Here is a 16566-nt window from a genome sequence, read left to right as displayed (position 1 = left end):
TTTTTGCATAATAGCTCTTGTGAGCAGGATGAATTCCGACTTAAGATAAATGACTTATTTGCCAAGGACGCTGTAACCATGCCTGTTGTGATCCGCCATGCCGAACCGGGTGATATTGAAGCCATCAAAGCGATCTATGATCAGCCAACCATTTTTGCCAATACCCTGCAGTTGCCTTACCAGCCGGTTGCCAGCTGGCAAAGACTATTCAATGCGGGTGGCGGCTTCTATAACCTGGTCGCCGAAATGGAGGGTAAAGTTGTTGGGCAACTTGGGCTGCAGGTATGTCAGAACCCCAGACGCCGCCATGTTGCAGAGCTGGGCATGGGTGTGCTGGAAGAGTTTCAGGGCCAGGGTGTTGGCTCAGCTTTGCTCAGAGCCGCGCTGGAAATGGCTGACAACTGGCTGAACATCCGCCGGATGGAACTGACGGTATATAGCAGCAATGAAGTGGCGATTGCTTTGTACGAACGCTTTGGTTTTGAGGTGGAAGCAGAACTTGCGGACTTTGCCTTTCAGTATGGCAATTACGTCAGTGCTTTGATAATGGCCAGGATTAATAGTGGTAGCGTCTGATATCGGCTAGCAAAAAAATGGCAGCCCGGGCTGCCATTGCGGTTATCGCGGATTAATGCGAACTGGCGTTTTTCTTACATTGTTCAGTATCAGTGCACTCACCATATAAATACAGGCTATGGTGGGTTAACTTAATGCCATTTTTCTCGGCAATTTCCAGCTGTTTGGCTTCAATGATTTCATCTTCGAACTCAATAACCTTGCCACATTTCAGGCACACCAGGTGATCGTGATGGCTGTTACCGGTCAGTTCAAATACTGATTTACCGCCTTCAAAGTGGTGTCGGGTTAAAATACCGGCATCATCAAACTGGTTAAGTACCCGGTATACTGTGGCCAGGCCAATATCTTCACCCAGCTCTAACAGGATTTTATATACATCTTCTGCACTGATATGCTGATGATTCGGATCTTGTAAAATCTCAAGTATTTTCACCCGCGGCAGGGTAACTTTCAGGCCGGCCTTACGTAGCTCATGATTATGATCTGACATAAAAAACTCTGTCTTGCTGGTGGATTTGCATCGATTATAAAGACATTAGCGCAATATTGAAATGGCCGATTAGCGCTCATTTCATCATGAAGCTCTTGTACTTTCACTTTGACAGGTTAAAATGCCTCTTTAACAGGTCATACCAGGTAAAGTTATGCGTTGGGCGTTTAAGCCGCAGGTTATGCGACATTTACTGAATTTCTGGCCACCGTTATTATTCAGCGGCATTAAAGTTGCCAGTCTGGCTGATGATTATCGTTACGCCAGAGTAGAACTGAAAAACAGACCATGGACCCGAAATATAAACAGTAGCCAGTTTGGCGGATCAATGTTTGCGATGACGGATCCGATATACCCGTTATTATTAATGGGCGCCCTGGGGAAAGAATATATGGTCTGGGATAAGCAGGCTGACATTGATTACATTAAACCCGGGCTTGGCAAACTGACCGCTGAGTTTTTGCTGACCGACGATGCGGTGGAAGATATCAAAGCGAATACTGCAACTGGTGATAAGTATTTCCCGCAGTTTCTGGTACATATTAAAGATGCAGATAACAATATTGTCTGCGAGGTGAACCGGACGGTGTATATCCGCAAAAAACCGAAGTATAGGTAATAAAAAAGAGGCGTATAGCCTCTCTCTTATTACCGGAACCGGGGTTACAGGTTGGCAAATTCCTGCAGGCTCATTTCTTCATACACTTGTTTGCACCACTGTTTTACCCGTTGCTCGGTTAACTCCGGCTGACGGTCTTCATCTACGCCCAGACCGATAAAATGGCTGTCATCAGCTAATGCTTTTGATGCGACAAAGTTATAGCCGGCTGTTGGCCAGTGGCCGACTATAATAGCGCCTTTCGGCTCGATGATATCGCGCAGCGTGCCCATCGCATCCAGAAAGTATTCAGCGTAGTCTTCCTGATCACCACAGCCGAATATTGCCACTAGTTTATTGTTAAAATCGATATTTTCCAGCTCAGGGAAAAAGTCATCCCAGTCACATTGGGCTTCGCCGTAGTACCAGGTGGGAATACCCAGTAACAGCAGGTCAAAGCCGGCAATGTCTTCTTTACTGCTTTTAGCTATGTCACGGATCTCTACCAGATTTTTGCCCAGCTCTTTTTGGATCATCTTAGCGATATGCTCAGTATTGCCGGTATCACTACCAAAAAATATTCCTACAGTTGCCATGGTTTATTGCCTTCTTACCTGGATAAAGCCTGTTCTAAAAGTTGTTCAATTAAGTTACTGCGTGTGGTGTCAGCTTGTTCAGCAGCCTTAGTTAATGCCGCATACAACTGGCCAGATACCTTAAATTCAATACGCTTTAACCCGTTATTACGATCGCGTTTAATTTGGTTGCGCTTATTCAACTTAAGCTGCTCTTCACGTGGCAACGGATTGGTTTTAGGCCGCCCCGGCCGCTTTTCAGCCGCAAACAAATCAATGGTGGTGCGATCAGTGGCGATTTTGGCCATTAATCTCAACCCTGTTATTCAAAAAAGAGCTGCAAAACAGTTTTAATCACAAATACCAATGGTGATAAAAACAACACCAGCCAGACAAAAAAGCGTCCCATCCGTGGCGCCTGACTTTTTTTCAGCACATCATTAATGGCCAGCACAATAAAAATATACAGTGCAGCTAAACCCAGCCATAAACCTATGGTTTCAAATTGCGCTACGGTCATTAATCCTGGCCATACTGAAAAAATTGGCGGCACTATAGCATAAAAATCACTACTTTTTAGTGTGCTGGCTCAATAAAAAGTCTCGCACCAGCTTGGTAAATGCCACAGGTTTTTCCGCATGCAACCAATGACCGGTGCCATTAATTATTTTTGCCTCTGCTGCCGGAAAATAGCGCAGAATTTGTGGTCGGTGCTGCGGCAGAATATAGTCTGATTCCGCGCCTTTAATAAAAAGCACCGGCCCGCTGTATTTACTGTCAAACTCTGTTGCGCTAAGCAACGTATCGTAGCAGTGTTCCAGTGCGCTTAGATTAAAACGCCAGTTAAAGCCGTCGCCTGACTTTTGCAGACTTTTTAACAGAAACTGGCGCACCCCGGGCTCTGTGATATGTTCAGCCAACTGTTTGTCTGCGTCGGCACGGCTGCTGATATTGGCTAAATCTACCGCATTTAAGCCGGCAAATACGCTCTGGTGGCTTCGCGGATAGCTCACCGGCGCAATGTCGGCGACAATAAGCTCTGTTACCCGCTGTGGATAGGTAAGAGCAAATGCCATTGCCAGTTTGCCACCCAGGGAATGACCCAGAATCGCAACTTTTGTCAGCTGCAGGCTGTCGAGAGTTTCTGCTAAGTCGGCTACCATACCAGGGTAATCCATCTGGTCCTGGTGGGGGGATTGACCATGATTCGGTAGATCTATGCTGATAATCTGCCACTGGTCGCTTAATGCCCGGGCAATACTGGCCAGGTTTTCATAACTGCCAAACAGGCCGTGGATAAGTACCAGCGGTTCGCCGCTGCCAGTGCTATGGGTATGTAGAATCATCGCTAACTCACTGATAAAGTTAAGCCGATATTTTAACAAATTAAGCTGCTGGCGTCAGTGGCAAAGCCTTTATATAATGGGACAACTTTCAGTTGACGGAAAACCTTATGAAAACCATTGAAATTGAAGACGATTTGTATCACTACATTGCCGCACAAACCCGCCAGATTGGGGAAAGTGCTTCTGATATTCTCCGTCGTTTACTGTTAGGTGAGCAACAGATCAGTCAAACCACCGTTGATAGCAGCGCCCCTGTAGCGGCTGGATCTGCGCTGGCTGACAATGCAGTGGCCCGCGAGAATAACAACCCAGGCAGCGTTTTTGATTTAGTCAGTCGTCAGGATTTACAGGCTGAATCCAGTGTAGTAGGGCGTTTTTTATATTTGCTGTCAGTACTGGCGCGGGTTCACAAAAAACAGTTTGGTAAGGTGCTGGAAATTAAAGGTCGTAACCGGCTGTATTTTGCCACGTCAGCAGAGGCCTTGTCTGAAGCCGGTAGCAGTACCAACCCGAAGCAAATACCCAATACCGGCTATTGGGTAATTACCAACTCCAATACCACCAGAAAAAAAATGATGTTAACCGAAACTGCCATCAAACTGGGTTATAGTGAGCAGGACGCTGAGCGGATCCGCGATTTATTATAAGGAAAGAGTATGTCTTTACATCCCCTGGCTGGCCAACAGGTACCGAACGACCGTATTCCTAACATCAGTCGGTTAATGACCGCCTATTATGTGCTGGAACCCGACGTTCATCAGCATCCGGAGCATAAAGTCAGCTTTGGCACCTCTGGTCATCGTGGCAGCGCCCTGACTTGCTCGTTTAATGAGCCTCATGTGCTGGCAATTTGCCAGGCCATTGCTGACTATCGCAAGGCCCAAGGTATCAACGGCCCATTGTTTCTGGGCAAAGATACTCACGCGCTGTCGGAAGCGGCTTTTGCCTCAGCGCTGGAAGTATTGATTGCCAATAAAATTCAGGTTTGTATTCAAAAAGATTTGGGCTATACCCCGACCCCGGTTATTTCGCACGCTATTCTAACCCAAAATGATGGAGCAGACGGTAAACTGGCTGATGGCATTGTCATTACACCCTCACATAATCCACCTGAAGATGGTGGTATTAAATATAACCCGCCACACGGTGGTCCGGCCGATACTGACGTTACTAACTGGATAGAGCAACGGGCAAATGCCCTGCTGGCCAAAGATTTAGAGGGCGTAAAAATGATGCCCTACAATCTGGCAATCCAGTCAGGCTATTGTCAGCATATTGATTATATCCAGCACTATGTTGACGATTTAGAGAATGTGATTGATATGGCAGCTATTGCCAAAGCCGGGATCCGGATTGGCGTAGACCCGCTTGGCGGCTCTGGTATTGCTTACTGGCCGCGAATAGCAGAGAAGTACGGCCTGGATATTACCGTTGTTAATGACAAAGTGGATCCGGCGTTTGCCTTTATGCCACTGGATAAAGATGGTCAGATCCGGATGGATTGCTCGTCAGCTTGTGCCATGGCCAATTTAATTCAGCTAAAAGACCAGTTTGATATCGCTATTGGCAACGACCCTGATTTTGATCGGCATGGCATTGTTACCCGCAGCGGCGGTTTAATGAACCCCAATCACTATCTGGCTGTGGCCATTAATTATTTATTGTCAAACCGGCCAGACTGGCCGGCCAGTCTGGCAATAGGTAAAACCCTGGTCTCCAGTGCATTAATTGACCGGGTTGTGGCGGCGCGGGGCTGTAAATTGTCTGAAGTGCCTGTTGGCTTTAAATGGTTTGTTGCCGGCCTGTATGACGGCAGCCTGGCTTTTGGCGGCGAAGAGAGTGCCGGCGCCAGCTTTTTGCGCTTAAACGGTAAAGTCTGGTCAACCGACAAAGACGGTATTATTTTAGGGCTGCTTGGCGCTGAAATGCTGGCGAAAACCGGCGTGGACCCTTACAAGCAATATCAGGCACTGACCAAAGAGCTGGGCTCGCCGCTGTATCGCCGACTGGACGCGCCGGCATCAGCCGAGCAGAAGGCTGCGCTTAAATCCCTTGATATTGCCAGTGTCAGCCAGACTGAACTGGCGGGCGATCCGATACTGGCAGTTTTAACAAAGGCGCCAGGAAATAACGCTGATATTGGCGGCGTAAAAGTGGTTACCCGCAATGGCTGGTTTGCCGCGCGTCCGTCAGGTACTGAAAACGCCTATAAAATATACCTGGAAAGCTTTGTCGACCAATCACACCTGCAGCAGTTGGAAACAGATGCCAAAGCCTTTGTAGACAAGGTGTTCAGTCGTATCTGACGATTAAAAAGGCCGCCATTATTATGTAATTTAATTACAAAAGCGGCCTTTATTTTGCCAATTGAAGTAAATTGAGGTATCGTTTTCGTAATATTTCTACATTAAACAATAATATCAACTGGCTCAGCTATGTTGATTTGCTTAATTAATAAGCTCAGTAAATTTCAGGATTGGCAATGAAGAAAGCAACCTCAGCTAAAACCGCTGCCGGCGGTGCATCTACCGAACAATTAAAACAAAACATCGTTAAACATCTGCATTCAAGCCTGGGTACAGACGTTAATAAAGCCAGCAGCCAGGCCTGGTGGCGGGCAACTTGTGCCGCCGTCAACGAGCAGGTGTTTGATGGCTTACGTAACACCCAGCGCACCCATTATCAGCAGGATACCCGGGCATTGCATTATTTCAGCCTTGAATATCTGATGGGCCGTTTATTCAGTAATAACCTGCATAACTTAGGTTTGTATAATCAGGCTAAACAGGCCTTATCAGAGCTGGGAATGAATATCGCTGATCTTGAAGATCAGGAAGAAGATATGGCATTGGGTAACGGTGGTCTTGGCCGCTTAGCCGCTTGCTTTATCGACTCGCTGGCAACGTTAAATTATCCGGCGATTGGCTATGGTATTCATTACGAGCATGGCCTGTTTAAACAAAGTTTCCAGGACGGCCGGCAGATAGAACGGCCAGACAGCTGGCGCGAATATGGCAACCCATGGGAGATATGCCGTCCGGAATCGGTGCAGGAAATATCGGTATATGGCTATGTTGAAACCGTATACGATTTGCAGGGCGCTATGAAAAAAGTCTGGCACCCAGGCCGGATCATCAAAGGCGTGCCGTGGGATATTCCGGTGGTAGGCTACAACGGCAGCTCAGTTAACGTGCTGCGTTTGTGGGAAAGCCGCGCCAGCGACTTTTTTAACTGGGATGTGTTTAACTCCGGTGGCTATATTGATGCGGCTCGCGAGAATATTGAAGCGGAAACCATCTCCAAGGTGTTATACCCGAACGATGAAACCGATGCCGGTAAAGAGCTGCGGTTAATTCAACAATACTTTTTCTGTTCCTGTTCACTCAAAGACATTATTCGTCGCTACAAACGCGCACATGGCGATGACTGGAGCAAATTTCCAGCGCAGGTGGTCATTCAGCTGAATGATACGCACCCTGCAGTGGCTATTCCGGAGCTGATGCGTATTCTGATTGACCGGGCTGATATGAGCTGGGATGACGCCTGGGCGCTGTGCCAGCAGGTATTTGCCTATACCAATCACACCTTGCTGCCAGAGGCGCTGGAGCGCTGGCCGGTACGGTTGTTTGAAAAAGTGTTGCCACGGCATATTGAAATTATTTATGAAATTAACCGCCGTTTTCTGGTTGAACAGGTTGATGTGCTCTGGCCTGGCGACAATGCTAAAAAGCGCAAGCTATCGATTATTGAAGAAGGCGACGAGCCGATGGTCCGGATGGGACATTTGTCAGTGGTTGGCTCGTTTAAAGTAAATGGGGTGGCTGAAATTCACTCGAAACTGGTGCAGTCAGATTTATTCCCGGAAATGGTTGCGCTATGGCCCGATAAATTTACCAACGTCACCAATGGTGTAACGCCACGGCGCTGGCTGAAAGCCTGCAACCCGCGGTTGTCGAAACTGCTGGATGAGAAAGTGGGCGATGGCTGGCCGGTAAACCTTAAACTATTGAGCAAATTGGCCGAGTTTGCTGATGATGCCCAGGTTCAGGACAGCTTTATGGCAATTAAGCAGCAGAACAAAGCTGATTTTGCCAAAGAAGTGAAAAAGCTGACCAAAATTGATATTGACCCTGCCGCCATTTTTGATATTCAGATTAAGCGCTTGCATGAATACAAGCGCCAGCATCTTAACCTGCTGCATATTCTGGCCTTGTACCGGCGCATTCTGCAAAATCCGGATTACGACATGGTGCCGCGGGTATTTATCTTTGGTGCCAAAGCGGCACCGGGTTATAAACTGGCGAAAGAAATTATCTATGCCATCAATAAAATTGCTGACAAGATAAATAACGACAAAAGGGTTAAAAACCGCTTAAAAGTGGTGTTTATGCCAAACTACCGGGTTACCCTGGCAGAGAAAATGATCCCGGCTGCTGATGTGTCGGAACAAATTTCAACGGCAGGTAAAGAAGCGTCCGGTACCGGCAATATGAAACTGGCGTTAAACGGTGCGGTTACGGTCGGCACCCTGGATGGCGCCAATATTGAAATTGCCGAGGAAGTCGGCAGTGACAATATTGCGATCTTCGGTTTAACCGTAGACGAAGTTAAAGCACTGCATGCAAACGGCTATCACAGCTATGATTACTATCATAATAATCCGGAAATTAAAGCCATTTTAGACTGGCTGGAAACGGATTATTTCACGCCGGGTAAACCCGGTGAGCTGGCGGCGATAAAACACAGCCTGTTGCAAGGTGGCGACCCTTATCTGGTGCTGGCAGATTTTGAGTCTTATGCCAAAGCGCAGCAGCAGATAGACAGCTGGTATCGTGATAAAGCCGGTTGGGCTAAAAAAGCTATCCTGAATACGGCGTTAGTGGGTAAATTTACCTCTGACCGCTCTATTGAAGACTATGTCAGCAGGGTATGGCATTTAAAACCGTGCAAAGTGGCCGGTTAAATCGGCATAAACAGTTAGTTAGCTGCCTTAAAACCCATCGTAAGATGGGTTTTTTATTGGACCTTATTGGCAAATATAGCAGTTGAACGTTAGTCTTTAGATAAATGCACCAGACAGGGCTATGCTATGGTTTCAGGATTTTGCGGACCTGCCGTATTATTGTTGCTGTTAACTAGTCCAGGCCTGGCCGCGAAGGAGACAGGCGGTTCTGAGCAGATTTTATCGGTGTCCTATAATGAAACTCAATCGAGGGTTATTCATTGGGCAATAAACGACGCGCCACCTTTTCATGTATTGCATGGTGAATATCAGCGACACGGGGTTTGTGATGTGCTGACCAGAGTAGTGCATCGTTATCTGCCGGAGCAGCAGGCCAGCTATCTGCAAATGCCGCAACCGCGAATATCCCAGGCCCTGGACAATAAAGAACCAGTTTGCTTCCCCTGTATGATTTACAAACCAGAGGGAGAAGCCAGAGCGGTGTACAGTTCACCAACCCATTTCTACTACCCACACCATATTATTACCAGTGCCGCGACAGCGAAAACGCTCAGGGCAGTATATGGTGAACCGGTTTCACTGGAAAAGTTGCTGGACGATCCGCGTTTTCGGCTGGGGTATCCGGCAGGACGCCGTTATGGGGTATTACAGCCACTACTGAACGAGCATGATCCCTATCTGGCGAGGGCTGGAACCGGTGGGGCGGTGGCGATATTGCATATGATAAGTTCCGGCCGGCTTGATTACACCATTGACTACCCAATCGTCGCCAATTATTTTCAGCGGCTTTATAATCGCAGTATGGTTACCCTGCCAATTGCCGAGAACAATCAGCAGCCGGTGGCCGGTGCTATTGGCTGCGCCAACAACGCCTGGGGTCATAGCAAGATTGCGGAAATAAACCGGGTAATAACCCAGATAAGGCAGGATCCAGAGCTGTTGGAGGTATTACAGTTATGGCATAGTAATTACCAGAGTAACAACGACGATTTTGATAGCTTTAACCAGCAATGGCTGCAAAAATTCAATGACAACACAGCTGAATCGCAACAACGATTACGATAATAATTATAAATAAACCGGAGTATCAGGTGGAGCAGCAGGGAAGTTTAGTTTGTGTCGGTACCGGCATGACATTGGGGTCACATATCAGCCCGCTGAGCCGCAGTTATATTGAGCAGGCCGATGTGGTGTTCTTGCTGGTTGCAGATGGCATTACCGAACAATGGGTGCAGCAGATGAACAGCGATGTGCGGTCTTTGCAGCCCTATTATCAGACCGGTGTATCGCGAATGCTCAGTTATCAGCAAATGGTAGCCGCGATGCTTGCTGAAGTCAGACAACATAAAAAAGTGGTTGGCGCCTTTTATGGCCACCCGGGAGTATTTGCCTGGGTACCGCATAAAGCGATTGCCGAGGCGAAAGCTGAGGGTTTTGCCGCCCATATGGAGCCAGGCATTTCGGCAGAGGACTGCCTGATAGCCGATTTAGCGATAGACCCAGGCACCTATGGCTGCCAGCATTTTGAAACCAGCCAGTTTATGTTTTATAAACGCACCATTGATTCAGCCGCATACCTGATTTTATGGCAGGTAGGTGTGGCAGGTGATCGCAGCCTGGCTAAGCGTGGCACGGATGGTCGTTACCGGCAGCTACTTATTGAGGTATTGGCGGAATATTATCCGTTAAGCCATCAGGTTATATTGTATGAGGCGGTAACCTTGCCTATTCAGCAGCCGCGTATCACAACCTTGGCGCTGGCTGAGCTGGTGACTGCCGAGATGGATCCCAAAACCACCCTGGTGATCCCGCCAGCCACCAAAATGGTCGCCAACCAGCAGATGCTGGATAAACTGGCAGCGTTGCAGGCTGATGATGACAAATATTGATGATGATAAATATGGGGAATCCGCTAAACCACAGCTTTTGTTTTGATACGCCATTGATGCAGGTACGAACAATGACCGCATCTGATCAGTCACTTTACCGGCAGCTTTTTAGCAGTAAAGAGATAATGCAATGGATTGCTGAGCCATTAACTGATACCCGGTTAACCAGCAGTTTTGCGGCGGCGCTGCAACATAACAACGGCGCAGCGGACGAGCTCGTGGCGGGAGGCCGGCTCTTTCTGGTGATTGCTGAACGGCCAGCTCAGACAGCGGTTGGCATAATGGCTGCCACATTTACAGCTGCCAATGCAACAACATCTGCTGCCAGCGTTAACGCAGAAGTTGGCATTATGCTGTTACCCTCTGCTCAGCGTAAAGGCCTGGCTCAGGAGGCTTTAGCTGGCTTGTGCCAAAGGTTGTCGCAACGTAGCGTAGTCAATAATATAATATGTAATATTACCGACGGTAATCTGGCGGCAAAAAAGCTGGTTAGTGGTCTGGGCTTTGTGTATTGTAAGCAGGCTAATTACTATAAATTAGAAAAACAATAATAAAATAACGTACAGGGTGTTCAGCATGAATAATGTATTACAGTTATTACAACGGTTGGGTGAAGATGCAGCACTGCGCCATCTGGCGGATACTCAGCTGGAACAAGTTGTTAACCCGTTAAATCTGGATCCGGCAATCCAGCAAGCCATTTGTCAGCAAGACGAGATTACATTGGCCCGGTTGCTTCATGCCAAAAATAAAATTGTTTGCATGATATATCCTGCTGAAGAACCGACGCCATCAGATGAGCCGGCAGAACAACCGGTCAAACAGCCAGAGGACACCCCTGAGCCAACCGATACCGAGATAAAACGGGCCAGCTAAGTTGAACTCAACAGCAATAAGCGATCTATTGGTGCTGTTGAGCAAACTAACATTTTCAATAGCATTATACTTTTTGTTTTTAGCAACTGCTGCACCGGTTGTTGCTAGTGACAGTGGCAATGTTGTGCCCGGTGAAAATGTTATAAGCCATCTAACGGTGCAGCAACAGTTAGCAGAGCTAGACGAAATTAGACTCGAAAATTTACCTCGTTTTAGAGCTGAGCTGGCAAAAATAAGGGATACAAAGCTTACTCAGCCAGAAGATATTGAATACTTTACGTTACTTACCGCATACGAGTTTGCTTTACAAGGACAGTATGACAAAGTACTCCCGACCCTTACACCATTATTAAATCCGACGTCGAATTCTGTCTTTACTACCAGAGCTCAGCTTATGGCGGTAAACGTTCTTTTTTTGTCCAACAACTATAAGTTAGGGTTCTCCTACTTTGAACAGCTGATAGATAGTATTCCAAGTATTACTGATCCAGAGCTATTGGCAAATGTTATCGTCATAGTAATGTTTACATACAATCAGTTAGAACGTTTTGATTTAACGTTGTTATACGAGCGCTATATTGACTTTGATGCCATCTCTCCCAAAATGTCTTGTCTTATTCGCGCGACGTCTATTGATGCTAAATATCAACAACATGATCTCGCTTTTATGGAAGCAGAGGCCGGTAACGTCATAAATGAATGCATTGCAGCCAAACAAATAATTCCTGCTAATCTTGTCAGAAAAGAGTTGATGCGAGCTTTTTTAAACGACAACAATCACAAACGAGCTTTGTCATTTTTTCAACAACATATTGAGGAAATTGAGCAGATACAGTATCCCATGCTGATCTCACAGATAAACGCGTTGGCGGCGCAAGCATATTTAGAAGAAGGGTACCTAAAAAAAGCACTTGTCTTGGCAAATAAGGCGCTGGAATTTGGTCAGGCTAGCCCTAATAATGTGGCGCTGGTTGAAGCTTACGACGCGTTATATCAAATTGCCAAAGCAGAGCAGAACTATCAGCACGCGTTAGCTTATCTGGAACGCAAACAGCAGATTGAAAACGAATTTAACGCCAGTAAAACCTCACAGCAAATTGCTTATCATACGGTTAAGTCAGAAATTGAACTGAAGAATCAGCGGATAAACTTACTGGACAGAGATAACGAGTTGCTGTTTTTACAGCAAAGTATCTATAAGGAAGAAGCCAAAAATAGTCGCTTAATGCTGATCCTGACGACGCTAACCGGATTTATTGCGCTGGTGCTGGCTTATCGCGGCCTGACAGGTCGTAAGCGCTTTAAACTAATGGCTGAATATGATCAGTTAACCGGTATCAGTAACCGCTACCATTTTAATAATCAGGCGAAGCAAGCGTTAAAGTATTGCCAGGCGAAACAAATACCTGTGGCGATGATTTTATTCGATCTGGACCATTTTAAGACGATTAACGACCAGTTTGGCCATGCCACTGGTGACTGGGCGTTGCAGCAAATTGTCCAGACCTGTAAGCAGTTTATGCGTTCAAACGATATTTTCGGCCGGATTGGCGGAGAAGAGTTTGTTATTATGATGCCGGGCTGTGAGCTGGATAAAGCCACGTTGCTGGCTGAAATTTGCCGGGATGCTATCGTCAGCATTGATTGCAGCCACAATGAGCATCAGTTTACACTAAGCGCCAGTTTTGGGGTCAGCGGCAGCGAATTGAGCAACTACGATTTAAAACAATTACTGGCTGATGCTGACAAAGCAATGTATCAGGCCAAAGCCAAGGGCCGGAATCAGGTCGTCGAATATCAGCAAACTGAACACTAATACGCTTGCTATTAGCTGTTATATTTGTCAAATGCACGGAGTCGTCATTTATGCTAACGCAACTAATACCTGCGGCAGATTTTCTTAAACTTACCCTGGATAACCCTGATGGCCTGGCGCCGTTTCAGTTTACTCTGGATAACGGCACGTCAGTGCAGGTATGGGACAGCGGGGTTATTTGTTTTGAACCCTACGGGGCAACAAACGAAGATGTGGTGTTGTCATGCGGGGTGCATGGTAATGAAACGGCGCCTATTGAAATTTGTGCGGCAATAGTTAAAGACATACTGAATGAGCGATTAGCACCGTCCGTCCGGTTGCTGGTGCTGTTTGGAAATCCGCCGGCAATTAATGCTGGCTCACGCGAAATTACTGAAAACCTGAATAGGTTGTTTTCGGGCCATCATAGCAAAGGCGCCGGCCTGATTAACGCTGAAAGGCGCCGGGCTAAAGCGCTTGAGCAATATGTCAGTCAGTTTTATCAGCAGTCACGCGTTACCAATCAAGCTACGCGTAACCGAAGTCTGTATGATTTGCATACCGCCATCCGCGGCTCACGGTTTGAAAAATTTGCGGTATGTCCTTTTTTACACGGCAAACCCTGGCGTAAGGCTGAGTTTGCGTTTCTGGCAGCCTGCGATGTCCATACCGTGCTGTTGATGCAAACGCCAGCCACGACCTTCAGCTACTATGCGTCGAATGAACATGAAGCACATTCCTTTACCATTGAACTGGGTAAGGTTAAACCTTTTGGCCAGAATGATATGGCCCGTTTTGGCCGTGCCGACAGCAGTTTACGGGCGTTAATTCGCAATGAACCGGTTAAAGCCGGCGCCTTTGATGCTGAAAAATTTAATATGTATAAGGTGTATCGTTCAATAGTTAAACAAACCCAGGATTTTAAGCTGCATTTTGCTAATGATATTGAAAACTTCACCAGTTATCCGCCAGGTACCTTGCTGGCCACAGATGGTGATATTGAATACCGGGTGGAGCAGGAAGGTGAGGCATTAATTTTCCCGAATGCGAAAGTTGCTATCGGCCAGCGTGCCATGCTGATGGTAGTACCGGCATCAGTTGCTGATAATCTGGCCTGACAGGCGGCGCTGCCCGCCAATGCAGGGCTGACAGACAGTAAATATAACCTGACAGCTTAGCCGGCGGTCAGGTTTTTTTGTGCCCGGGCACGGTTGCAATGCAGTTTACGTAAAGGTAAAGTTCCCCGCAAATAACGATAATCGACAGTGTGTCCACAACCCAAGAGATTGCTATGACAAACCCTAATAACGCCACCATCACCACGGTGCATACTGCAGCTTTTACTGCCGGTGATGCGTTAAAAATTCCTACTCTGCGTATTCTGCAAGACGATGGCAACCTGTACGACGGTGCCGATAAACCCACCGTTGAGAAAGAAACTGCGCTGAAAATGTACGACACCATGGTGTTTACCCGGGTACTGGACGAACGGATGCTGGCAGCGCAGCGCCAGGGCCGGATCAGCTTTTATATGCAGTGTCTGGGCGAAGAGGCGACGACTGTTGGCAGTGCTGCTGCACTGGACGAACAGGATATGATTATGGCGCAATATCGCGAGCAGGGGGCACTGCGCTATCGTGGCTTTAGCCTGGAACAGTTTATGAATCAGCTGTTTTCCAATGAAAAAGATCTCGGTAAAGGCCGGCAGATGCCGGTGCATTACGGCAGTAAAGATATTTATTATATGACCATCTCGTCACCACTGGGTACCCAGATCCCACAGGCAAGCGGTTATGCCTATGCTCAGAAGCTGCGTGGCTTAGACAACACCACCATTTGTTACTTTGGTGAGGGCGCTGCGTCTGAAGGTGATTTTCATGCTGGTTTAAATATGGCAGCTGTGCATAAAGCCCCGGTATTGTTTTTCTGTCGCAATAACGGCTATGCCATTTCAACCCCGGCTAACGAGCAGTTTGTCGGCGATGGCATTGCCTGCCGGGCGGTGGGTTATGGTATGAAAGCAATCCGGGTAGATGGCGCCGATATTCTGGCCGTGTACCAGGCAACAAAAATGGCCCGTGAACACGCCCTTAAGCACAATGAACCGGTATTAATTGAAGCAATGGCTTACCGGTTAGGTGCTCACTCGTCATCAGATGATCCCAGCGGTTATCGCTCGAAAGAAGAAGAAGAACTGTGGCGTAAAACTGACCCTATTTCCCGTTTCCGCTTATGGCTGATTAAACAGGGCTGGCTGGATGAAGACGCTGACAAAGCCAAAACTGACCAGCTGCGCACTGAAATACTCGACGCCCTGAAAGTGGCCGAAAAAGTAGCGAAGCCGGGTATTGAACATTTAATTTCTGATGTGTATCAACAGCCGATCCCGGCATTGCAGCAACAATTAGATGAATTAAAACAACATATCAGAAAATACCCGGATGCCTATCCGGTGACGTCGGGGAGAATGGACTAATGGCAAAAATGAATATGCTGCAAGCGATTAATAACGCGCTTGATATCGCCATGGCTAAAGATGATTCGGTAGTATGCTTTGGTGAAGATGTTGGCCATTTTGGTGGTGTATTTCGCGCGACCAGTAAGTTGCAGGAAAAATATGGCAAAGCGCGCTGTTTTAATACGCCGTTAACTGAGCAGGGTATTGCCGGTTTCGCCAATGGTATGGCGGCGCAGGGTATGAAGCCGGTAGCCGAAATTCAGTTTGCCGATTATATCTTTCCGGCGTTCGATCAAATCGTCAACGAAACAGCCAAATTCCGTTATCGTTCAGGTAATGAATTTAATGTTGGCGGAATTGTTTTCCGCAGTCCTTATGGCGGCGGTATTGCCGGTGGTCACTATCACAGCCAGTCACCGGAAGCCTATTTTGCGCATACTCCGGGTTTAAAAGTGGTGATCCCGCGTGATCCATATCAGGCAAAAGGTTTGTTGCTGGCCTCAATTGCCAGTGCCGATCCGGTTATCTTTTTTGAGCCGAAAAAGCTGTACCGGGCATCGACCGGCGAAGTGCCGGAAGATTACTATGAAATTGAGCTGGGTAAAGCAGAAGTTGTGCAACAGGGTAAGGATGTAACCGTACTTGCCTGGGGTGCACAGATGGAAATCGTTGATAAAGCGGTGGCAATGGCCAAAGAGCAGGGCGTGTCGTGTGAAGTTATCGATTTACGCAGCATTTTGCCCTGGGACGCAGACACTGTTGCCGCGTCTGTCCAGAAAACCGGCCGGCTGGTAATTAACCACGAAGCACCGTTAACCGGTGGTTTTGCCGGCGAAATTGCCGCGACCATTCAGAAAATGTGTTTCCTGTATCTGGAAAGCCCGATTGAACGGGTATGTGGTTTAGATACGCCGTATCCGCTGGCACTGGAAAAAGAATACGTTGCCGATCATCTTAAAACCTACGAAGCCATTATGCGCTCGGTTAACTTCTAAGG

18 protein-coding genes are annotated in these 16566 nt (G+C 47.3%); 13 read left to right on the top strand and 5 right to left on the bottom strand.

Features of this window, described 5'->3' with window-relative positions; all coding sequences use genetic code 11:
- Positions 1-78 precede the first annotated feature (78 nt).
- Complete coding sequence (locus R3187_RS09480; RefSeq protein ID WP_318966575.1) at positions 79-576, top strand: GNAT family N-acetyltransferase; 498 nt, start codon at positions 79-81, stop codon at positions 574-576.
- A gap of 52 nt (positions 577-628) precedes the next feature.
- Here R3187_RS09480 and fur read toward each other — a convergent pair whose 3' ends face one another.
- Complete coding sequence (gene fur / locus R3187_RS09475; protein ID WP_318966573.1) at positions 629-1069, bottom strand: ferric iron uptake transcriptional regulator; 441 nt, start codon at positions 1067-1069, stop codon at positions 629-631.
- A 154-nt stretch (positions 1070-1223) separates the two neighbouring features.
- Between fur and R3187_RS09470 the strand changes: the two genes are divergently transcribed.
- A complete protein-coding gene (locus tag R3187_RS09470; protein WP_318966571.1) occupies positions 1224-1688 on the top strand; it encodes a DUF4442 domain-containing protein in 465 nt (154 codons plus the stop codon).
- A gap of 44 nt (positions 1689-1732) precedes the next feature.
- Here R3187_RS09470 and fldA read toward each other — a convergent pair whose 3' ends face one another.
- From fldA to R3187_RS09450, 4 genes are read right to left on the bottom strand one after another with little or no spacing between them, the layout of a single operon-like run.
- Positions 1733-2263 (bottom strand): flavodoxin FldA, encoded by a 531-nt coding sequence (gene fldA / locus R3187_RS09465; protein ID WP_318966569.1) that lies wholly within the window; start codon positions 2261-2263, stop codon positions 1733-1735.
- Between the two features lie 14 nt (positions 2264-2277).
- Complete coding sequence (gene ybfE / locus R3187_RS09460) at positions 2278-2550, bottom strand: LexA regulated protein (RefSeq protein WP_318966567.1); 273 nt, start codon at positions 2548-2550, stop codon at positions 2278-2280.
- A gap of 14 nt (positions 2551-2564) precedes the next feature.
- On the bottom strand, positions 2565-2762 hold the full coding sequence (locus R3187_RS09455) for a DUF2788 domain-containing protein (RefSeq protein WP_318966565.1): 198 nt from the start codon (positions 2760-2762) through the stop codon (positions 2565-2567).
- 49 nt (positions 2763-2811) lie between these two features.
- Positions 2812-3588, bottom strand: coding sequence for an alpha/beta fold hydrolase (locus R3187_RS09450; RefSeq protein ID WP_318966563.1), 777 nt, complete (start codon positions 3586-3588; stop codon positions 2812-2814).
- 107 nt (positions 3589-3695) lie between these two features.
- On the opposite strand from R3187_RS09450, the gene seqA reads away from it, so the two are divergent.
- From seqA to R3187_RS09395, 11 genes are all read left to right on the top strand, one after another.
- Entirely contained in the window at positions 3696-4235 is a 540-nt protein-coding gene (gene seqA, locus R3187_RS09445) for a replication initiation negative regulator SeqA (RefSeq protein WP_318966561.1), read from the top strand.
- A 9-nt stretch (positions 4236-4244) separates the two neighbouring features.
- On the top strand, positions 4245-5894 hold the full coding sequence (gene pgm / locus R3187_RS09440) for a phosphoglucomutase (alpha-D-glucose-1,6-bisphosphate-dependent) (protein ID WP_318966560.1): 1650 nt from the start codon (positions 4245-4247) through the stop codon (positions 5892-5894).
- 176 nt (positions 5895-6070) lie between these two features.
- On the top strand, positions 6071-8551 hold the full coding sequence (locus R3187_RS09435) for a glycogen/starch/alpha-glucan phosphorylase (protein ID WP_318966558.1): 2481 nt from the start codon (positions 6071-6073) through the stop codon (positions 8549-8551).
- A gap of 225 nt (positions 8552-8776) precedes the next feature.
- Entirely contained in the window at positions 8777-9616 is an 840-nt protein-coding gene (locus R3187_RS09430; RefSeq protein ID WP_318966556.1) for a hypothetical protein, read from the top strand.
- 26 nt (positions 9617-9642) lie between these two features.
- The gene (locus R3187_RS09425; RefSeq protein WP_318966555.1) at positions 9643-10440 is read left to right on the top strand and encodes an SAM-dependent methyltransferase; all 798 of its coding nucleotides are present in this window, start codon (positions 9643-9645) and stop codon (positions 10438-10440) included.
- A gap of 71 nt (positions 10441-10511) precedes the next feature.
- Positions 10512-10991, top strand: a complete 480-nt coding sequence (locus R3187_RS09420; protein WP_318966553.1) for a GNAT family N-acetyltransferase — start codon at positions 10512-10514, stop codon at positions 10989-10991.
- Positions 10992-11016: 25 nt separating this feature from the next.
- A complete protein-coding gene (locus tag R3187_RS09415; RefSeq protein WP_318966551.1) occupies positions 11017-11316 on the top strand; it encodes a hypothetical protein in 300 nt (99 codons plus the stop codon).
- A 394-nt stretch (positions 11317-11710) separates the two neighbouring features.
- Positions 11711-13132, top strand: a complete 1422-nt coding sequence (locus R3187_RS09410) for a GGDEF domain-containing protein (RefSeq protein WP_318966549.1) — start codon at positions 11711-11713, stop codon at positions 13130-13132.
- Positions 13133-13182: 50 nt separating this feature from the next.
- Positions 13183-14229 carry a succinylglutamate desuccinylase gene (gene astE / locus R3187_RS09405; RefSeq protein ID WP_318966547.1) on the top strand — a complete coding sequence of 349 codons (1047 nt, stop codon included), beginning with the start codon at positions 13183-13185 and terminating at the stop codon, positions 14227-14229.
- Positions 14230-14402: 173 nt separating this feature from the next.
- Positions 14403-15587 (top strand): thiamine pyrophosphate-dependent dehydrogenase E1 component subunit alpha, encoded by a 1185-nt coding sequence (locus R3187_RS09400; RefSeq protein WP_318966542.1) that lies wholly within the window; start codon positions 14403-14405, stop codon positions 15585-15587.
- Entirely contained in the window at positions 15587-16564 is a 978-nt protein-coding gene (locus R3187_RS09395; protein ID WP_318966540.1) for an alpha-ketoacid dehydrogenase subunit beta, read from the top strand. Before R3187_RS09400 ends, R3187_RS09395 begins: the two co-directional genes overlap by 1 nt.
- Positions 16565-16566: the final 2 nt, after the last annotated feature.

This window comes from Arsukibacterium sp., assembly GCF_033721375.1.
Lineage (GTDB): Bacteria > Pseudomonadota > Gammaproteobacteria > Enterobacterales > Alteromonadaceae > Alishewanella.
This window is presented reverse-complemented; position numbering and strand designations above follow the sequence as displayed.